At 62.0% G+C, this 19538-nt stretch carries 15 protein-coding genes and 2 pseudogenes; 8 read left to right on the top strand and 9 right to left on the bottom strand.

Translation table 11 applies throughout. The features are described from left to right. Positions 1–93: pseudogene (locus tag AAFO90_RS06815) on the top strand (IS5/IS1182 family transposase); the annotation flags it as partial. Between the two features lie 33 nt (positions 94–126). Next, positions 127–1371 (top strand): annotated as a pseudogene (locus tag AAFO90_RS06810) (IS66 family transposase); the annotation flags it as partial. A 331-nt stretch (positions 1372–1702) separates the two neighbouring features. Here the strand turns inward: AAFO90_RS06810 and AAFO90_RS06805 are convergent. The 4 genes from AAFO90_RS06805 to AAFO90_RS06790 all read right to left on the bottom strand — a co-directional run bounded on the left by AAFO90_RS06805 (position 1703) and on the right by AAFO90_RS06790 (position 7194). Next, complete coding sequence (locus tag AAFO90_RS06805; RefSeq protein WP_027264361.1) at positions 1703–2506, bottom strand: IclR family transcriptional regulator C-terminal domain-containing protein; 804 nt, start codon at positions 2504–2506, stop codon at positions 1703–1705. Positions 2507–2650: 144 nt separating this feature from the next. Continuing rightward, positions 2651–4765, bottom strand: a complete 2115-nt coding sequence (locus AAFO90_RS06800; protein WP_027264360.1) for an acetate--CoA ligase family protein — start codon at positions 4763–4765, stop codon at positions 2651–2653. 23 nt (positions 4766–4788) lie between these two features. Continuing rightward, the gene (locus AAFO90_RS06795; RefSeq protein WP_027264359.1) at positions 4789–5955 is read right to left on the bottom strand and encodes an acyl-CoA dehydrogenase family protein; all 1167 of its coding nucleotides are present in this window, start codon (positions 5953–5955) and stop codon (positions 4789–4791) included. Between the two features lie 30 nt (positions 5956–5985). After that, positions 5986–7194, bottom strand: coding sequence for a CoA transferase (locus AAFO90_RS06790; protein WP_027264358.1), 1209 nt, complete (start codon positions 7192–7194; stop codon positions 5986–5988). A 162-nt stretch (positions 7195–7356) separates the two neighbouring features. Between AAFO90_RS06790 and AAFO90_RS06785 the strand changes: the two genes are divergently transcribed. Genes AAFO90_RS06785 through AAFO90_RS06760 form a run of 6 tightly spaced genes read left to right on the top strand, consistent with a single transcriptional unit; the run spans position 7357 to position 12705 of the window. Beyond that, positions 7357–8772, top strand: coding sequence for an acetate--CoA ligase family protein (locus AAFO90_RS06785; protein WP_223228102.1), 1416 nt, complete (start codon positions 7357–7359; stop codon positions 8770–8772). Continuing rightward, positions 8769–9440, top strand: coding sequence for an acetate--CoA ligase family protein (locus tag AAFO90_RS06780; RefSeq protein WP_027264356.1), 672 nt, complete (start codon positions 8769–8771; stop codon positions 9438–9440). The genes AAFO90_RS06785 and AAFO90_RS06780 overlap by 4 nt, the downstream gene beginning before the upstream one ends. A gap of 59 nt (positions 9441–9499) precedes the next feature. Further along, positions 9500–9937: a MaoC/PaaZ C-terminal domain-containing protein gene (locus AAFO90_RS06775; protein ID WP_051372686.1), complete on the top strand. Its 438-nt coding sequence runs from the start codon at positions 9500–9502 to the stop codon at positions 9935–9937. Then, positions 9934–11076 (top strand): acyl-CoA dehydrogenase family protein, encoded by a 1143-nt coding sequence (locus AAFO90_RS06770; protein WP_027264354.1) that lies wholly within the window; start codon positions 9934–9936, stop codon positions 11074–11076. Before AAFO90_RS06775 ends, AAFO90_RS06770 begins: the two co-directional genes overlap by 4 nt. A gap of 47 nt (positions 11077–11123) precedes the next feature. Beyond that, positions 11124–12296: an acetyl-CoA acetyltransferase gene (locus tag AAFO90_RS06765; RefSeq protein WP_027264353.1), complete on the top strand. Its 1173-nt coding sequence runs from the start codon at positions 11124–11126 to the stop codon at positions 12294–12296. A 4-nt stretch (positions 12297–12300) separates the two neighbouring features. Then, positions 12301–12705, top strand: a complete 405-nt coding sequence (locus tag AAFO90_RS06760; protein WP_027264352.1) for a Zn-ribbon domain-containing OB-fold protein — start codon at positions 12301–12303, stop codon at positions 12703–12705. Positions 12706–12788: 83 nt separating this feature from the next. Here the strand turns inward: AAFO90_RS06760 and AAFO90_RS06755 are convergent, their stop codons facing one another. The 5 genes from AAFO90_RS06755 to AAFO90_RS06735 form a co-directional block, all read right to left on the bottom strand. After that, a complete protein-coding gene (locus AAFO90_RS06755) occupies positions 12789–14732 on the bottom strand; it encodes a TRAP transporter fused permease subunit (RefSeq protein WP_223228103.1) in 1944 nt (647 codons plus the stop codon). Between the two features lie 89 nt (positions 14733–14821). Then, the gene (locus AAFO90_RS06750; RefSeq protein ID WP_027264350.1) at positions 14822–15793 is read right to left on the bottom strand and encodes a TAXI family TRAP transporter solute-binding subunit; all 972 of its coding nucleotides are present in this window, start codon (positions 15791–15793) and stop codon (positions 14822–14824) included. A gap of 45 nt (positions 15794–15838) precedes the next feature. Then, entirely contained in the window at positions 15839–16567 is a 729-nt protein-coding gene (locus AAFO90_RS06745; protein ID WP_271109726.1) for a CoA-transferase, read from the bottom strand. Between the two features lie 35 nt (positions 16568–16602). Next, positions 16603–17541: a CoA-transferase gene (locus AAFO90_RS06740; protein ID WP_027264348.1), complete on the bottom strand. Its 939-nt coding sequence runs from the start codon at positions 17539–17541 to the stop codon at positions 16603–16605. Positions 17542–17687: 146 nt separating this feature from the next. Then, the gene (locus AAFO90_RS06735) at positions 17688–19115 is read right to left on the bottom strand and encodes a hypothetical protein (RefSeq protein WP_027264347.1); all 1428 of its coding nucleotides are present in this window, start codon (positions 19113–19115) and stop codon (positions 17688–17690) included. Positions 19116–19538: the final 423 nt, after the last annotated feature.

Raw genomic sequence — 19538 nt, 5'->3', positions numbered from 1 at the left:
TCGAAGGATTGGGAAAAATCCATCGCCAGCGCGGCAGCTTGGGTCACAATCGCACACATCCGCCGCGTCACGCGGATGCTCGCAAGACAATGAATTCACTCGAAAAGTTTTGAATCAGACTCTGAGAGCCTCCCCCGGATCGAGCAGATGATCGAGCCGGCCAGCCTGGAGTGTCCCTGCGGCTGCGGCACGATGCACCGGATCGGCGAGGACCGCAGCGAGCGGCTGGACATCGTGCCGGCCCAGCTCCGCGTCATCGTGACGGTTCGACCCAAGTATGCCTGCCGTGCCTACGCCGAAGGGGTCACCCAGGCGCCAGCCCCTGCCTTCCTGATCGAGGGCGGGCTGCCGACCGAGGGCGCCATTGCGTATGTGCTCGTCGCCAAGTTCGCCGACCATTTGCCTCTCTATCGCCAGAGCCAGATCCTCGCGCGTTCCGGGATCGACCTTCGGCGCAGCACGCCCGCCGATTGGGTCGGCACCGCGGCCTTCCACCTTGCCCCGGTGGTCGACCGGCTCGCCGAGCACCTGAAGGGCTCGGGCAAACTCTTCATGGACGAAACGACGGCGCCGGTTCTGGAGCCCGGGCGAGGCAGGACGAAGACTGGCTTCCTCTGGGCGCTGGCCCGAGATGATCGGGGCTGGGGCGGCGATGACCCGCCCGGCGTGGTCTTCACTTACCGCCCGAGCCGCGCCGGCGTGAACGCGGAGCAGATCCTGCAGGGCTTCGACGGCATCCTGCAGCTGGACGGCTATCCCGGCTACGATCGGCTGACGCGCCCCTCGCGCAAGGGCGGCGCGCCGATCACGGTTGCGCACTGCTGGGCACATGCCCGCCGGAAGCTGAAGGAAGTCTTCGACCGTGATGGATCGGAGATCGCCGCCGAGGGGCTGCGCCGGATCGCCGAGTTCTACCGGATCGAAACCGAGATCCGCGGCATGGGACCGGGACAGCGCCTGTCGGCGAGACAGACACGCACCGCGCCGCTGGTGGCCCAGTTCGGCGAATGGTTGCAGAGCCAGCGCCGCCGGATCTCCGCCAAGTCCCGCCTCGGAGAGAAACTCGCCTATATCCACCGGCAGTGGGACGGGCTACAGACCTTCCTGCAGGACGGACGCGTCGAGATCGACTCCAATGCCGTGGAGAATCTCATCAGGCCGATCGCCCTGACGCGGAAGAACGCACTCTTCGCCGGCCACGACGAAGGTGGTCGGACCTGGGGCCGCATCGCCTCGCTCATCGCCACAGCAAAGATCAACGAAATCGTACCCTTTGTCTATCTCAAGGCGACGCTCGAGGCGATCGCGGCAGGGCATCCCGCGAACCGGATCGACGAGTTGCTACCCTGGAACTTCAAGCCGTCGAGCTGAACTCCGGTGGGGCGTAGACGCCGCTTACGATCAACACGATGATGGTCGGCCTCTTTCGCGGCGCCTCTCTTCAAGCCGGTATTCTTGGGGCGGGCCGAAACCGTGGTCGCACTGCTCTGGGCAGCGCATCCTACACCGCCCGGCCTTCGGGGATGCCGGTGCTAACGACGCCCCGCCGGTCAGGCTCAACCTTGAGCCTGACGCGAAGAGGCTATTTCCGCCGCCTGAAAACGGACCCTGACATTGGCAAGTGGCGCGTTTCGTCCGCGCCCCCCAAGTCCCGTCTTCGTCAAGCCGGGCCATTTTTTACGGCGCTGGCTGATCCAGGCGGTCAGGCGGTCAGGGACTGTTGACCCATCTTCTTCAGATTTCGAACGATTTCTTCGTGCATGATCCCTACGATCTCTTTTTCGGATCTCAAGATAACATCAGTTGGAGCGCCAACCCCGACAGCGAAAAGCCGCGAGTTCAGATGGTTAGGAAACGGCATGGAAATCAAGCCGCTCCCTTGAACCACCTGATCGGTTGAGAGGTAATAGCCCTTGGCACGGGTTTCTGCCAACGAGGCCACGAAAGCTTTCACATCCACTGCCGGTTTGTCGGGCGCGCGATAGGCGTTGATCCTGCGGAACAGACTGCGCACTTCGTCGTCACTGAAACGACTCATCAGAACGCGCCCGACACCTGAGTTACCCAGCGGACGACGTGTCCCGAGCGATATGTGGTGGATCGGCGAATCTTTCGGGCGGACAACTTGCACGTACTCGGCTTCGTCCCCATTCTTGGTTGCCAGAACCACCACATGCCGTGTGCGTTCCGAAATTGCCTTGAGCAGCCGGTGGATGGTGCCTTCGCCGAACAGATCTGGATTCATCCACGACCCTAAAAGCGGAACGCGCTCGGTGGGAAAATAACTCTTCTTTCGGGCATCGTGGGTCAGAAATCCAAGCTTCACCAAGCTTTTGAGCAGCGCCGAGGTACTTGACTGCGGGTACCCCAGTTCCTTGGACACTTCCACGACCGAAAGCGGTCGCTGAACTTCATCGAAATACACCAAAGTCTGACAGGTGCGCGCCACCGATTTCACAATTTGATCGCCGCCTGTTCTTGCTGAAGTCTGATGCGCGGTTTCCATGATCTCCTCCCTTCGTGTGCAGTTATATGCACAGCGTTCCATACGGAAGGATGGCCGCGCTTGTAAATTCTGTCAACTGTTAGAAAACTGCCGGGGGCACGCCGCAAGCGGCTTGGGGATCAGGAAAGATTTCGGGTTCGGTTGTCAGTGGCCTCCTCGATTGGCGGGTATGATCACACCGTCAGCGGCGACGGCTCCCTGCCCGCTTGCTCCGACGATCAATGGATTGACATCAATGGTCTCAAGCGCGGCCCCGTGATGGGCGGCAAAAGCAGACAGTCGGGCAAGGGCGCCGGCGAGGGCGTCGATGTCGCGTTCGGGCGCGCCCCGGAATGCGTCCAGCAGTTTGCGGCTGCGGATTTCGTCAATCATACGGCGCGCTTCGACAGGTCCGAATGGTGCGACGCGGAAAGACACGTCTTCGAGGGCCTCGACAAACACCCCGCCCAGACCGAACATGACCACCGGGCCGAAAGCCGGGTCCTGGGTCACGCCGAGTATAGCCTCCAGTCCAGGTGCTGCCTGTTCCGCCACGACCAGCCCGTCGATCCGCGCACCGGGCATCTTCTCGGACGCCAATTCCAAGATTCGTGCCCCGGCAGAGCGGACATCTTCGGCCGAACGCAGATCAAGCGCGACGCCCCCGATGTCGGATTTGTGCAAGATGTCGGGCGAGGCAATCTTCAGCACGACCGGGAATCCCATTTCTTGCGCTGCCTGAGCTGCCGCTTCGGGGGTGGTGGCCAGGGTTTCGCGCACGATCCCGATTCCGGCCTCTGCAAGCAGGGCCTTGGCCTCGATCTCGTTCACAATTCCGTCCGGCAACGGCGACAGGTTGGAGAGTTCGGGTATCGGGTCCTTTTCGCCTGCCCGCGCGAAGGAACGGGCAAAATAGCGCAATGCGGCCATCGCCCGGACTGCACGGGTCGGTTCCTCGAACACGATGAACCCCGACTTTTCGTACGCGGCGCGCCCCTCTGGCTCTGTCAGCGAACAGAACAGCATTGGCCGATCGGGATATTTCTCGCGAATGCGCTCCAGTCCGCGCCGAATGGCTTCGTTCAGGTCGGCGACAAGTCCGACCGTCGACATGAAGATGATGGCCCCATCGATCTCGCCGTCACCAAACAACACATCCATGTTGGTTTCCAGAAGATCGATCTGGTTGACCAGCTGCGCCGTCACATCGACCGGGTTTCGGACACCGGCAAATGGCAGCACCTCTTTCAGCTTTTTCTGTGCATGATCGGGAAGCGCAGGCACGTCCAGTTTCAGCTTTTCGGCTTCGTCGGCCATCAGCACCCCGACCCCGCCCGAGACTGTCACAAGGCCCAGCCGGTCGCCCTGCATCATCGACGCGGATTCGGCACAGGCATAAGTCACATCGAACATTTCATCGACCGATTGCGCCCGGTAAACGCCGTACTGCCGGAACGCCGCGTCATAAACCGCGTCTGCCCCAGCCAATGAGGCGGTATGCGACTGCGCGGCCTCTGCTCCGACCGCGCTGCGCCCGACCTTCATCATGACCACCGGCTTTCCCCGGGCCCGCGCCAGCTCAAGTGCCTCGACCAGCCTGTCGCGATCGGTTGCCCCTTCGAGATATCCCATGATGACGCGGGTATCGTCATCCTGCGCGCAATAGGCCACGGCATCGGCAAAATCGACATCGCAGGAATTGCCCGTCGTCGCCCAGATATTGACCCCAAGTCCGCGCATTCGAACGAGCGTCATGCAATACGAGCCGAACGCGCCGCTTTGACTGACGATCGACACGCCGCCGGGTTTTGGCAGGTGTTTTTCGACCCCGGGCGTGAATGTCGCATAGAGGTTGTGGCGCACATTCGCGATGCCAAGGCAGTTCGGCCCCACAAGCCGCATGCCGCCCTCGCGCGCGATGTCGACCATGCGCGCCTGAAGGGCGGCCCCGTCGGCATCGACCTCCGAGAACCCCGAACTGAAGATCACCGCCCCCCGCACACCTTGGGCCGCGCACTGTTCGACCGCCTGAACGGCCAGCGGCGCGGGCAGCGCGATCACGGCCAGGTCCGGTGTCGTGGGTGCCTCCGAGATCGACGGATACGCCGTCAGGCCCTGCACCTCTGGCGATTTCGGGTTGATAGGCAGGATCGGGCCGTCGAAACCGTGCCGCTTGAGAAAATCCACCGGCCTTCCGCCGATGCGCTTGGGATCGCTTGAGGCGCCAATCACCGCTACCGAGCGAGGGTTGAAAATGGCATCCATTCCATGAATTCGCATGGGACTTCCTTTGATGTTCGTAACTAGTAGGATTTTGGCAGGCCGAGGGCATGTTCCGCGATAAACGAAAGCACCAGCTGCGGGGTGACCGGCGCGATGCGGAACAGGATGGCCTCGCGAACAAGACGCTCGACATGGTATTCCTTGGCGTATCCGAACCCCCCGAAGGTCAGCTGCGCGGTCTGTGTCGCCTTCACCGCCGCTTCGGCGGCCAGATATTTTCCTGCGTTGGCTTCATTTCCGCAGGGCTTGCCCGCGTCGTAGAGCGCGCCGGCGTGCATCGCCATCAGGTTGGCCGCCTCCAGTTCCGCCCAGCTGGCGGCCAGGGGGTGCTGTACACCCTGATTCTGACCGATTGGTCTGCCAAAAACGACGCGCTCATTGGCGTAATCCGCGGCGCGCCGAAGCGCATTCCGCCCGATTCCGACTGCTTCAGCGGCAATTAGAACCCGTTCGGGGTTCAGCCCGTGCAGGATCTGACGAAAGCCCTGGCCTTCTTCGCCGATCAGATCCCCGGCGGGGATCGGAAGCCCGTCGATGAACAGTTCGTTCGAGTCGACACATTTGCGGCCCATCTTTTCGATCTCGCGCACGGTGACGAAAGATCGGTCCAGATCGGTGTAAAAAAGGCTTAATCCTTCTGTCGGTTTCTTGACGTCCTCAAGCGGGGTCGTGCGCGCCAGCAACAGGATCTTGTCGGCCTCCTGGGCGGTTGAAATCCAGACCTTCTGGCCGTGCACCACATATCGGTCACCCTGTCGCACGGCGCGTGTTTTCAGTTTGGTGGTGTCCAGACCGGTTGTCGGCTCGGTCACCCCGAAACACGCACGTTCATCGCCTGCCACCAAAGGCGGAAGGTATTTCTTTTTCTGGTCATCGGTGCCGAATTTCACGACTGGGTTCAGACCGAAGATATTCATGTGAATCGCCGATGCGGCGCTGTTGCCGCCGCCGGATTCCGCAATGGCCTGCATCATGATCGCGGCATCGACGATGCCAAGACCGGCACCTCCGTACTCTTCGGGGATTGCAATCCCCAGCCAGCCATCGCGGGCCAGCTTTTGATGCAGCTCTCGCGGGAAACCGCCTACGCGATCGCGTGTCAGCCAGAATTCGTCGTCGAATTCTTCGCAGATCCGCAGGATCGCATCGCGGATTCCCTGCTGTTCGGATGTCATCTGATAGGTCATGATTTTCTCCTCACGTCTTGCAGACCCGGCTCAGCGGCCCGGTTCGGCCACAGTGCCTTGTTCGATTAGGGTGTCGATTTGCCCGGTGTCGTACGCGAGCTCTTGTAAAATCGCCCGGGTGTCAGCACCCAGTTCGCGGCGCCCAAGCCAGCGCAGCCGTCCCGGCGTCTTGTCCAGCTTTGGCACGGGTCCGACGACCTTGGTGTCGTCGCCCTCCACCCCAACAATGTCCCTTCGCGCGGCGATCTGCGGATCGGCCAGGATGTCATCGACGTCATAGACCATCGCAGCCACGGCATCGTGGGCCTGGAAGATGTCAATCGCCTTCTGCGCGTCATGCTGTGCCACAAATGCGCCGAGACGGTCCACAATCTCGTCCATGTGCTCCGCGAAGCCATCGAGGCTTTGGAATTGCGGCTGTTCCGCCCATTCCTTTCCGCCCGCGGCTTCCAGAAGCCGCCGCCCGGTCGCGGCACTGCCTGCGCTGATTGTGACCCATTTCCCGTCGCGGGCGCGAAACACCCCCGCCGGGGCGTAGGAATTGGGCGCCTGGAGCCCGTTTCGGTCAACCGGCAGCCCCGCGCCGGTTCGCGTCGGAACGTGATAGTCGATCAGGCGCAACAGCGGCTCGAAAATAGCCAGGTCCACCACTTGCCCCCGGGCGCGGCCGTTCTGCACCGCATGCAGCGCCATCATCGCGCCGTAGGCCGCCATCAGGCCTGTGGTCGAATCCGCAGCGGGAAAGCCGGGGTGCATCGGCGCGTTGTCGGCAAAGCCGGTGATGTGCGCCAGTCCGCTCATGGCCTCGCCGGCCCGACCGAAACCCGGCCACGAGGCGCGCGGCCCCGTCTGGCCATAGCCCGAGATCCGCACGATCACCAGATCGGGGTTCCACTCATGCAGGACCTCTGGGGCCAACCCTGCCCGTTCCAGAACACCGGGTCGAAAGTTCTCGATAAGCACATGGGCGTTTTCGACCAGCCGGCGCAGAATGGCGCGGCCGTCTTCACTCTTCCAATCCAGCGCCATCAGACGCTTGTTTCGTGCCAGGGTCTTCCACCAGGCGCCAACGCCATCACTGGCCCGCGCGCTCAGTACCCGCAGCATGTCACCCTGCCCCGGACGCTCGATCTTGACCACGTCGGCGCCAAAATCGGACAGCAATGCGCCGCACATCGGTGCTGCGATCACATGCCCCAGTTCAATCACCCTGACATCGCTCAGTGGCCCATTTTCCATTTTCACGTGTCTGCCTCGTTCTGCGAATTTTCCGACGTCAAGCCCTAGTTTGCGGCTCTGAAAGCCTCATTCTGCTCGGAACTAGAATCCATTGCGAGAACAATCGAACAACCGTTAGATCGCCGAAACGAGCCGATGTTTTTTCACTTGACGGAGGAAAGAATGGCAGAGCCAAACACGAATCGAATGACGGCATGCCGGCCCACGGTAGCCGACGCACTGGACGGGTTGTTCGACCCTCGCACCATTGCGGTGGTCGGCGCGTCCCGCACCAAGGGCAAGTTGGGGCAGGCCGTCATGGCCCTGCTGAAGAGCAACGGTTACAGCGGCACGATTATCCCCGTGAACCCTTCGGGCGGCGAGATCGAAGGCCTTCCGGCTGTGCGCAGTCTGGACGAGATTGACAGCCCGATCGACGTGGTTGTGCTGGCAACGCCGGTCGGGGTCGCGCTGGACGCTCTGGAGACCTGCACCAGGCTCGATGTAAAGGTCGTGGTCGGGGTCACCTCGGGCTTTTCCGAAGCCGGGGAAGAAGGGCATGACAACGAAGAGCGCTTGCGCCGGATCATGCAAGACGCGCCCTTCAGACTGGTCGGACCGAACTGCGAAGGCGTGGTGCGCCCCGCGGCGGACCTGCAACTGACCTTCAGCCCGATGTTCAACGATCTTCGGCCTGGTCCCGTGGCCATGATTTCCCAGTCCGGCGCGCTTGCGGGCCTTATGGCGTTGCGCCTGGGCGAACGCGGCGTGGGCATCAACGCCATCGTTTCCAGCGGCAACGAAACCGACCTGACCGCAGCGGACCTGCTGGATTATCTGGGCAACGACCCCCAGACGCGGGTGGTTCTTTGCTACGTCGAGGAACTGCGCGACGGACGCCGTTTTTCCGAAGCGGCCCAGCGGCTGACACAGGCGGGGAAGCATATTGTCGCGGTCAAGGGTGGGCGCAGCCGCGCCGGGTCACGCGCGGTCCAGTCGCATACCGGCGCCATGGCCGGGGACGACCGGGTGATCAGCGCGGTCTTTCGCGAAACCGGTGTCATCCGCGCCCGTGAATCCGTCGCCGCCGTCGATGCCGTGACGGCGCTCGCCGCGGGTCGACGACCTGCCGGAAACAGGGTCGGGATCATTTCTGTCACCGGCGGGCTTGGCGTCGAAATGACCGACTTGGCCGAAAGCGCCGGCTTCGAGGTTCCGGTGCTGGATGAAACGACGCAGACGGCGCTGTCGCGCTATGTGCCCTTTTATGGGTCGGTGACAAACCCGGTCGATCTGACCGGTGTGGTTTTGGCGAATCCCACATATGTCGGACGCTGTCTGGAGGCCGTTGCCGCCGATCCGGGCGTGGATATTGCCATCGCAATTATCACATTTGTGCCAGATCAGCAGTTCATCGAGGCCTTGGCCGAGGCGTTCGACAGCACAGACAAGCCGATTCTGATCGTCTGGACCGGTTCGGCACGCAGCAATGCCTCGGGCGAGGCGCTGCGCGAACGAGCCGTTCCTGTCTATGATTCGCCCGCTCGGGCGGCATCGGGCCTCGCCGCACTCGCGGTCGCGACAGGAGAAGTGGCATGACCCAAAGAGAAACGCTGGAAAACTGGCAGCGTGCCGGGCGCACGGTTATCCACGAGGCCGATGCGAAGGATCTGCTGCAACGGATTGGAATCCCGGTGCCCCGACGTGACCCCGACCACGGGCGCTGTGTCGCCAAGCTGTGTCACGATGACTATCCGCATAAGTCCGATCACGGGCTCGTCCGTTTGGGTCTTTCCCCCGACGAGGCGAAACAGGCCGCCGCGGAAATGGCGGAACGTTTTGCGGGCGGCACGGCGCTGATCGAGGAAATGGAAGAAGGGTCCGTGGCCGAATGGATTATCGGCTGCAAACGCGACGACACCTTTGGTCCGATCGTTCTGGCCGGTCCTGGCGGCATCCTTGTAGAACTGATTGATGCCGCCGAAATCAGGCTTGCGCCCGCCACCCCGCAAACTGCCGCGGCCATGCTGCGATCGGGTCCGGGGGCGCGGTTGCTGACTGGACTACGCGGCGCAGAACCGGCCGACAAAGATGCCCTGGCAGACCTGATTTCACGCATATCTGTTTTCTTTGCCGAGAACGCCGATCTGATCTCGGAAATTGAAATCAACCCTGTGATGGTTCGGGCCGACGGGAAGGGATTGGTCGCCGCCGATGCCTTGATCGTTTTGTCATCAAAGGCGGACGGACAGGAGAAATCAACGTGATACGTCACCCTTTTGGAGAGTTGTCACTTGGCCAGACCGGCATTTCGAGCGGTCGGACGATGACCGAAACCGATGTCGTCAATTTCTGCATGTTGACCGGGAACTGGCTGGAACTTCACTCCAACGTCGAGCACGCCAAATCGTCTCTGTATGGCCAGCGCCTCGTGCAGGGCAGCCTCGTGTTCTCGATCGTCAATGCGATGATCCCCTTCGACAGTTCCGTGCTGGCCGCTTTCTATGGCTGTGACAAGCTACGCTTTTTGCGGCCCACTTTTATCAACGACACCCTTTGGGCCCGCACCGAAATCATCGACCTGAAGGACCATGACGAAAGGCACGGCGTCGTGACCAGCAAACTGGAAGGCATCAACCAGCGGGACGAAACGGTCCTGCGCTGCGAGTTCAGCCTGCTGATCCGCAAGTCGCGTCTGGATCGCCCCGGAGAACCGGCCAAAATCCGTGCGGCGCACGACAAGACACAAGGACAGAGCGCATGAACTTTCTGACACCCGAGCAAGAGATGTGGCGCGCCACCGTCGAGCGTTTCGTCGACGAAGAGATCGGCCGCGATTATATCCGCAATTGCGACCGCGAGCGCAAATACCCCTACGAAGCCTATGAAAAAGTGGCCAAGCAGGGCTGGCTCGGCATCCTGTTTTCAGAAGAGAGCGGCGGTCTTGGCGGTGACATCATGGATTATGCCCTGATGTGCGAAGGGTTGGCCAAATACGGCTTTGACTTCTCGACCGGGTTGATGGTGGCGACGTTCACCGCGATGAATGTCGAGAAATTCGGCACGCCCGAGCAAAAAGAGCGGTACATCCAGCCCTTCCTCAATGGCGACATCCGCTTTTCGATCTCGATTTCCGAACCGGGCGCGGGGTCGGATGCGGCATCGACAAAGACCCGCGCGCGGCGCGACGGCAACGGCTGGGTCGTCAACGGGCAGAAACTGTGGTGCTCGGGCGCTGCGGCCGATAACGCAATCCTTGCAATGCTGACCCGGACCGACCCCGACGCGCCCAAACACAAGGGGCTGTCGGTTTTCCTGATCCCCAATGACACCGAAGGTCTGGACATCCGCAAGCTGCCGACCATGGCGCGCCGCGCAACCGGCACCACCGAGATTTTCGTGGACGACGTGAAACTGCCGGCCGATGCGCTGCTGGGCACGGAAAACGATGGCTGGAAGATCATCACCGACCATCTGGAACTGGAACGCGTGGCCGTGGCCGCCGCCTATGTGGGCAATGCCCAGACAGCCGTAGACGATGCTCTGCGCTACGCCCACGAACGGATTCAGTTCGACAAGCCGATCTTCGACTTTCAGGTGATCCGCCACATGCTGGCCGACATGCAGACCCAGGTCGATGCCGCCCGGCTGTTGGTTTATCGCGCCGCCAGCCTGGCCGCAGCCAAGACGCCCTGCACGCGAGAGGTCTCGATGGCAAAGCTCTATGCCTCCGAGACGCTGCAGACGGTGACGCGCAACGGAATGCAGATCCTGGGTGGCCACTCGATGCTGCCCGAAGCAGATATGGAGCGGTATTTCCGCGAAGGGATGCAAAGCACCATCGGCGGCGGAACCTCGCAGATTCAGCGTACGCTCATCGCCAAGACCATGCGCCCGGGCTAACAGTTCGGGGCGCACCGGGACAGCCCGACAAGAAGGAGAAAGAGCATATGAAGAACGGACGAGAACCGGTGGTCGTCGGCATCGCCGACGCGCCGCTGAAGGACGGCAAGTTCGTCACCAAGGCTTCGGTCCTTGGTCATGCCGCATTTGTGGCAAAAGCCGCCGTCGAAGAAGCAGGACTGAAGTTGAGCGATGTCGACGGTCTTCTGACGGCCGGCATGTGGGGGGTCCCCGGCCCCGGCCAACTGGCCACGGTGACGCTGGGCGAATATCTGGGCATCATGCCGACATTCGTCGATGGCACGAATATTGGCGGTTCGGCATTCGAGGCCCATATCGCACATGCCGCCATGGCTCTTCGCGAAGGCTATTGCGAGGTTGCGCTGATTGTCTACAGCTCGGACCAGAAATCCCTGCGCAGCCGCAATCTAGGGGGTCGGCCTTCAGTCCTGTCCATGCAGCATGAAACGCCTTACGGAATGCCCACGCCTGTGGGCGGCTATGCGATGGCCGCACAGCGCCATATGCATGAATTTGGCACCACGTCCGAGAATCTGGCCGAAATCGCCGTCGCGACGCGGAAATGGGCACAGTTGAACCCCGAGGCGACGCGTCGCGATCCGCTGTCCATTGACGACGTGCTGTCCAGCACGATGATCTCGGAGCCGCTGCATCTGCTCGATTGCTGTCTCGTCACCGACGGGGCCGGCGCCCTCGTCATGACCACCGCCGAGCGGGCCAAGGACCTCAACACCCGTCCCGTCGCGGTCAAGGGCTATGGCGAGGCGCATACCCACTGGGCCATCGGCGAAATGCCGGACCTCGCCCGCCTGCTTCCCGCGCAAAAGGCCGGGGAACGCGCAATAAAAATGGCCGGGGTGAGCCATTCGGATATCGACCTGGTCGAGATCTATGACAGCTTTACCATCACCGTGCTGCTCTCGCTCGAGGCTCTCGGCTTCTGCAAGATCGGCGAAGGCGGGGATTTCGTGTCGGGCCAGCGCACGGCACCAGGCGGGGCGTTCCCAATGAACACCAGCGGCGGCGGCCTCTCGGCGCTGCATCCGGGCATGTTCGGAATGTTCCTGCTGATCGAGGCCGTCCGGCAGCTTCGCGGCGAAGGCGGCGAGCGCCAGGTCAAGGGCGCCGAGACCGCTCTGGTGCATGGTACCGGGGGTACGCTTTCCTCAGGTGCGACCGTGATTTTGCAGAAGGGCTAAGACGATGAGCATTGAAAAACCGCTTCCGGTGATCGACCATGACAGTGCCCCCTATTGGGAGGCCACGCGCGAGGGCCGCCTCGACATCCCGCTTTGCGGCGATTGCGGCAAACATCATTTCTATCCCCGCTCTATTTGCCCGTATTGCCATTCCGACAATCTGCGCTTCAACACCGTGAGCGGACGCGGCAAGGTGCATACCTTCACCATCGCGCGCCGTCCGGCAGGGCCGACTTTCGCGGATGACGTGCCATATGTCGTGGCATTGATCGAGCTGGAGGAAGGCCCCCGGATGATGAGCCGGATCCAGACCGGCGACCCCGAGAAGGTTCATATCGGGGCCAAGGTGGAAGTGACGTTCGTCAAGGCAACCGACGAAGTGACTTTTCCCTACTTCAAAATGACCTGAGGCCAGAGGCACCGCCACTTCGGGGCCGAATGTGGAAGAGCCGTCGCAGAGGTTGTCTGCGGTGGCTCTTCGCTTTTCGGAGGTCACCCGGCGCGGCCGGGCTGCGGTGCTCCGCGCAAAAACCGCCACGCCAAGAGCCCGGCCAGCGCCAGCCCACCAACGATGTCGGCCGCAGGCGCGGCGTAAAACAGCAAGCCGGCAGCCGACAGGAACAGCAACCGGCCGATGACCGGCACCTTTCCACGAAACCAGCCGCTTGTGCCGACGCTGACGGCAAAAACCGCGGCGCAGGCCACGCCCATATCCAGTAGGATTTGCACCGTGCCGCCCTGGGCCAGTATGCCCGGCCGGAACACAAAGAGAAACGGCACCACATAGATCGCTCCGGCCAACATCAGCGCGCGACCCGCCACCCGCCAGAAATTGGCCCCTGCCAGGGCGGCGGCGGCATAGACACTGGCGCAGACCGGTGGCGTGATGGCCGACAGGATCGCATAGTAGAAGACAAAAAGATGAGCCGTCAGTTCGGGTAGGCCAAGCCGCACGAGACTGGGCGCGGCGATTGCCGCCGCCAGCACATAGGAGGCCGTCGTCGGCACGTCCATACCCAGCAAGATCGCCAGCACCGCCGCCAGCAACAGGGCCACGATCAACCCCTGACCGGACACAGAGAACAACAGGTTCGAGACTTTGACCCCGGCACCCGTCGCCGTCAGAACCTTGACGACGATGGCGGCGCAGGCTAGCAGCGCGGCGATCATCACCAACGCCCGCCCTGCTTCGATCATCCCCTCATAGAGGTCGCGCGCCAGCTTGGCCCAAGAGGCCAGCACGCCCTGCTCTCTTCCGTCACGCGCGAACGGGCGCACCACCACACAGGCCAAAACCAGTATGATAACAGCACCGGCACCTGCAAAGCTCGGCGTGTAGCCGTTGAACAGGAAGTAGACCATCGCCGCGATGGGAAGAAACAAGGGAATTGACTTGTCCGGTGCGAGGAATTCCGCCGGTTCGGGCATTTCGCTCCTCGGTGTCGGTTGCAACCCTGTGCGACGCGCATAGAGATCCACCCCGAGCCATACCGCCAGGTAGTAGAGAAATGCCGGACCGATCGCCGCAACGACAATGTCGGTATAGGGAATGTTCAGGAACTCAGCCATGATGAAGGCCGCTGCCCCCATCACCGGCGGCGTAAGCTGGCCGGCGGAGGAGGCAACGGCCTCGACCGCCCCGGCAAAGGCCGGTGGATAGCGCAGCCGCTTCATCGTGGGAATGGTGATCGAGCCGGTCGCCATGACGTTGGCCACTGCCGAACCGGTCACCGTCCCGAACATCGCCGAAGACAGGGCACAGACCTTTGCCGGGCCGCCATACGTTCGACCGGCGATCCACGTTGCCATTTTCATGAAAGCATCCGTTGCCCCGGTCGACAGCAGGAGCGCCCCCAGAAGCACATAGATCACGATGACCCGTGCCCCGATATCCGCAAGGTAGCCGAACAGGCCGGTGGTCGAGCTGTAAAATGTCTCGACAGCGGTACGTGCCGAAACGCGCGGCGGGCGCCAGGCGCCGTCGATCAGGTCATAGCCGAAATAGAAATAGATCACGGTGCAAAGGGCCAGCAGCGGCAGGAACCATCCGATCACCCGGCGCGCGGCCTCGAGGGTCAGCAGAACAGCTATCAGACCTGCCGCCTTGTCGATCGGCCCATAGCGCACCATGATATCCGAAAAGCGATCCCGGTTCAGGATCACGTAGAGGCAAACCGCGAACGCCAGTAGTCCCAGCATGATGTCCACAGCCCGTTCAATCCCGCTTCGCGCACCGGTCCGCGAGGCGCGTGCCGCATAAAGAAAGAACGCGCCGCCGATACCGAAACCGATAAAGATCGGCCGCTGAACCAGCGGTTCGAACTGCCCGAATAAGGCATTGTAGAAATGCAGAGCGACGAATGCCGCCAACAATACTCCAAGCGCCTGCCCTCCGCGCCGTTCCCAATTGGGTATTGCGGTCGATGTCTGCGTCATGTTCTCTCCGAGAGCGGTAACGGCGGGGTGCCCGCAGCACCCCGTCTGGATCAGCCTATGGCCGCCGTCGTGACGGCCCGCGATTCCGGTCAGCTTCCGGCCGCCTCTCTCCAGTAACGTTCCGCACCTGGATGATAGGGTATACCGGTCTCGATTGTGGCGACGGCATCGGCGGCGATGTCGTAATCCGCAAGCTGCGGCCAGGCTTCGACCAGCAGGTCCATGTTCTGGTGGATGCTGCGAGCGATGTCATAGGCGCTCTGGTCATCCATGACGCCGGTGCGGGTCAGGAAGAAGACGTTGAGCTTGGGTACCCGCATTTCCTCGGATCCCGGAATAAGCCCTGCGGGAAGAGTCGTGAAACCGACGCCCTCCATGGCTTCTGTCGCCGCTTTCTCCTGCTCTTCGGTGAAGCCGATCAACCGCATCTTGGTGCTTGTCATCAACTCTTGCAGGGTTGCATCGACAGAGTTTGCGGCCCCGTATTTGCTATAACCGATGATCTGGCGGTTCTTGATGCCTTCCACCGCGTCGCCAACGGCGCCATGCACCAGGTCCGCGTTGATATCGAACATGGACAGGACACCGGTCGTCAACGTCTCGGCCGCCGATCCGCGGATGCCGGGATTGAACTTCTTTCCGTCCAGTTCGTCCAGCGTCGTCACACCAGACTCTTCGGTGACCGCGATCAGCAGGATCGAGGCGCTGTAAGGATAAAGCGCAACCGTATCTGGGATTGCGTTACCTTCGAACTTGCCGGTCCCGTTTCTGGCGGAGATCAGAATGTCGGTGGTGGCAAGCCCAAGGTCGATCTCGTCGCGCGCCAGCCGCAGCACATTGTCCACGCTGGCCCCGGTTTCGATCACGCTGACATTGGTGCCTTCCATGCCGGTCTCGATCGCCTTGCTCATCGCAACCGAAATGGTGAAATGGCTCGACGTCGGGCTGGTCGTGCCCATCGTGAGATCCTTGGCAGATGCCGCGCCGCCAAGGGCTATCGCGCCCATGGCCGCGATAGCACCCACCGCCGCCCGGTATCCGGTCAACTTGCGTTGGATCATTTTATCCTCCCGTTTTTGCCTTTAAAGTAACGTCAGCCCGGTCGCTTAAGCACGCAGGGCCCCCGATGTATCGATCCGCTCTCTCAGAACGCGCAATTCTTCCTCCGTTGGTGGCCGCGTTTGCGGCACCTCGCCTCTGATCGCCAGATCGAACCCCGTATGACGCTGGACCTCTTCGGGCGTATTTCCCGCATGCACCGATTTCAGTCGCATTCGCAGCGTCGTCTTGTCGAAATCCATAACCGCTCGCGGTGTCACCACCAGGCGCGGTCCTTCATTGACCAGCCCGGCGTCGCGTTTCGCGGCAGGCCCGGACAGATGTCCGGGTATTGTGATGAAATCGACCGTTTCCACAAAGTTTCGCGCCGTATGCACGGTGGGGCAAATGTAATACCGCGACGAGGTGTGGCAGTATGACAGGTTTGCTGCCCCCGGCCCGCGCATCTTTGGTGCGTGCAGCGTGCCGCCGACGTGGTGCAGGTTGATGTTGCCGTACACATCGTGCTGCAAGCCACTGTGAAAGAAAAAATCCAGCCCGTGATGGCTGTGGCCGAACAACTCGATAAAGGTCTCGGCGGCCTCGCAGCGGCCGAGCGCACGATCGTCCAGCATCGACGGATACAAACGCCCCGGCTCGGGGTTGAAGAACATCTCGCCGCCGACCGTCAGGTTCGGTGCATGCAGCTCGCGGGCTAGCGCAATGGCCGCCATCGGCACCAACGCGGCTGCACCCGCCGCACCCAGTTCTCCGTCGGCCAGATCGCGGGCCAACACGACGACCATCTGTTCAATTGGGGAAACCGCTGCACTCATTCGTTCCGTGCCTCGGCTTCGAGCACGGCGAAATACCCGGCTCCCCCGACCGCTTCGATGTAGTCGCTCTGGTTTTTCGGTCCGGTCACATGGCGGGCGATATAGGTGTCCAGCCCCGTGCTGTCGCCGGTCCGGGCGGCATCCCCCAGATCGGCGTAGGCGTCGATATGGTCCTCGTCCATCGCATAGTTGGGAAAGCTCGCGGTTGGGTGCGCGCCATAGGGCACCTCGACCACGGCATCGACATAATAAGACGGCACGGTAACCCGCGAGGGATCGTCCAGAACGACCTCGTCCGGCACGATCCGGTCCACGCTGGCAATGACCATGTCAGACGCGCGTGCCATCAGCTGATCGGCGTAGACCATCGTGCTGAGATGGCGCAGGTTTCCCCAACGGTCGGCTTCCTGCGCGTGCAAGAACGTCACTCTGGGGCGGATCGGCCCGACGGCGTGAATACGGCGGCCGGAGAACGGGCAGTCGATTTCGTGCAAAAGCGGGTTGTGCTTCAGAACGTCCGATCCGCGCAGCGCGTCGATTGGCTGGAACGGCACGCCATGAGCCGACGCCATCAGCCCGCCCACCACGGTCAGCGCATCCAGCGCGTGCGCGGTCACCTGCCCTGCCTCGACCGCGCGGCGGAAATTGGGGCAAAGCCGGTTTTCCAGCGTAACGCCGGGAATAAAGACCTGTGCGACCGCGCCTGCCGCAATCATCAGGTCGACATCATACCCCGCGCCCGGCGAGGAATACACATGCAGACCATCTGCGCCCGCGGCCAGCAACGCGCGCACCAGTGCGACAGGGCGGCTTTGCTTGAACAGACCACCGAGACAAAGCTCGGGGCGTTCTTCCAAAGCGCCTCGTGCCAGCCGGGCTGCGTCTTGCAGGCCTGTGACCTTGCTGCGACGTGTGGGTTTCGCTTGGCCTTCCATCGTTGGGCGTGCCACTCCGATAGTGATTGCGCTGACCCATCCTAGTTGACGCTATGGGGTCCATCACCTTCCGACTAGCGCAAAGCCTGATCGAACACATATGTGGAAATGCTTGCGCCCGGTTCCTGACAGGCAATTGAGACCGGTCAGAACCACCCTGCCGCGACACCGCCGCCAACGATGAGCGTGATGAGGAGGATGCTCGCAACACCGAAGATCCCGTTCCACCGCAAGCCGATGGTCAGCGGCCGCTCGCCCACGATGGAGGAGGCGTAGACCACCGCCGTGATGGCCGGTCCCATGCAGATGATGCTGCTCCAGCCACCAGCCAGTGCAAGGCCCAGAGCAAGCGGCGACAAACCTTCCACGCCGACGCGGTTGACCACCTCTGCCAGCAGGACCACCGAGATCATCGGATGCACGCCCAGCAGCCCCGTCAGAAACACCGTCATGATCAACAGCACGACGGTCAGCACAGGCCGCGTTGCGATCCAGCCAAGATGGTCGGCAATCCATTCGACCGGAACGACCTCCAGCGCGACGAGGCCGATGAACCCCGCCGACGCGATGACGCTCATTTCGGTCGCGAAACCCGGTGCCTGGGTCACAAACCGGCGCGATATACCGGCAAGGCTGCCACTGCCGCTGCGCATAACCGACCAGAGCAGCGCATAGATCGGCACGATGGTGATCAGGACGGTCTGGAAACTGTACTGGGTCAACCGGTCCAGCGTGACCACGGCGGCGCCCAAAAAAAGCACATGCCCGGACACGATCAGGACGGCCCAGGGGCTCCAGTCCGGCAAGTCACCGCTCAGGGCCGGTGCCCGGCCGCGCGCCGAGGGCGGGCGCCACCATTCCACCGTGTCGAACAGCCATCCCAGAAGAAACAGAATCCCGGCCAGAGCAATCCCGTAAGGCGCCAGGGTCGTCCATTCGAGCCCCGGTATTGTGAGAATCATCAGATTGAGAGCGATTCCGAACGGCGTCCAGAACGCGATCGAGGAAAACCCCCGCATACAGGCGCTCACCATCCTGCGCTTGCGAGCCTGGAACACGAATTCGTCCATCTCGTGCCGATGCGCCGCCAGCCCTTTCATTATGATCTCCAGCATCACCCCAAGCCCGCCGAGATTTAGAAGCACCCCGAACAGATGCCCGCCCGCACCCAGAGAGGCGTAGCGACGGGTCGGCGGCTGCAGTGTCAGGAATTCACCGGCAACCTCGACAATCGGGTCTTGGGTGGCCGCGATGCGCAGGAAGGCGACAGCCGTCAGCAGAGCGGACAGGAACACGACGCGCCCCGCCGCCTGGACGAAGATGCCGGGGTCGATTCCATTGGCCAGCGCCAGAAGGGCGATCGCGAGCGAGAAGAAAAGCAGCACCCATCCGACACGGGCGATGTAGCGGGACGAAATGGCAAGATAGATGCAGAAAAACGGCGCGGCAGCGATGGACGCGACGGCGGAGGGCAAGACACCCTGAATGATGGCAGCGCCAAGACAAATCAGCAGACAAATGGCCGTAAACCTGTTGCGCTTGCCGGAACGTTTCAGGCGCTCGACAGGCGACATCTGCCCCCCCTTTTCCGAAGGCGCTCGTTGTGTCTGTGACGCAACGGCAGATGCGGTCTTTCATGGCACGACGGCGGAAATGCGATGCCGACAATTTCCCATTCACAGGCAAGGACACACAAGGTGCTCATCTTGTCGGCGCAGGGCGGACTAGCCCGGATTTGTGGTGGCACTGACCGCCTTGGTTCCGGGCCTCCGAGGATACATCGTCTGGCGGTCAATGACACAACGATGCCTCGAAATGTCTCTCCGCACATGCGTGCTTGTCTGCCCGACTTTTCACGCCGATACCCTCAACCACGTCTGTTCTTCTTTCCGAAGTTCTACGGTCACGTCCAACGCCCGATCCTGCACGGAAACAGAGGAAGGATGAGCACCCAGAATATCCAACGGCAGCAAGGATCACAACGCAAGCATCCCGCT

The organism is Phaeobacter sp. CAU 1743 (assembly GCF_039839315.1).
In the GTDB taxonomy this organism is placed as follows: Bacteria; Pseudomonadota; Alphaproteobacteria; order Rhodobacterales; family Rhodobacteraceae; genus Phycobacter; species Phycobacter gallaeciensis_A.
This window is presented reverse-complemented; position numbering and strand designations above follow the sequence as displayed.

Coding starts and splice junctions, on each gene's coding strand:
- AAFO90_RS06770 (WP_027264354.1), top strand. CDS start 9,934: ATGAACTTTCTGACACCCGAGCAAGAGATGTGGCGCGCCACCGTCGAG.
- AAFO90_RS06775 (WP_051372686.1), top strand. CDS start 9,500: ATGACCGAAACCGATGTCGTCAATTTCTGCATGTTGACCGGGAACTGG.
- AAFO90_RS06755 (WP_223228103.1), bottom strand. CDS start 14,732: ATGACGCAGACATCGACCGCAATACCCAATTGGGAACGGCGCGGAGGG.
- AAFO90_RS06750 (WP_027264350.1), bottom strand. CDS start 15,793: ATGATCCAACGCAAGTTGACCGGATACCGGGCGGCGGTGGGTGCTATC.
- AAFO90_RS06790 (WP_027264358.1), bottom strand. CDS start 7,194: ATGGAAAATGGGCCACTGAGCGATGTCAGGGTGATTGAACTGGGGCAT.
- AAFO90_RS06800 (WP_027264360.1), bottom strand. CDS start 4,765: ATGCGAATTCATGGAATGGATGCCATTTTCAACCCTCGCTCGGTAGCG.
- AAFO90_RS06805 (WP_027264361.1), bottom strand. CDS start 2,506: ATGGAAACCGCGCATCAGACTTCAGCAAGAACAGGCGGCGATCAAATT.
- AAFO90_RS06760 (WP_027264352.1), top strand. CDS start 12,301: ATGAGCATTGAAAAACCGCTTCCGGTGATCGACCATGACAGTGCCCCC.
- AAFO90_RS06735 (WP_027264347.1), bottom strand. CDS start 19,115: ATGTCGCCTGTCGAGCGCCTGAAACGTTCCGGCAAGCGCAACAGGTTT.
- AAFO90_RS06795 (WP_027264359.1), bottom strand. CDS start 5,955: ATGACCTATCAGATGACATCCGAACAGCAGGGAATCCGCGATGCGATC.
- AAFO90_RS06740 (WP_027264348.1), bottom strand. CDS start 17,541: ATGGAAGGCCAAGCGAAACCCACACGTCGCAGCAAGGTCACAGGCCTG.
- AAFO90_RS06780 (WP_027264356.1), top strand. CDS start 8,769: ATGACCCAAAGAGAAACGCTGGAAAACTGGCAGCGTGCCGGGCGCACG.
- AAFO90_RS06765 (WP_027264353.1), top strand. CDS start 11,124: ATGAAGAACGGACGAGAACCGGTGGTCGTCGGCATCGCCGACGCGCCG.
- AAFO90_RS06785 (WP_223228102.1), top strand. CDS start 7,357: ATGGCAGAGCCAAACACGAATCGAATGACGGCATGCCGGCCCACGGTA.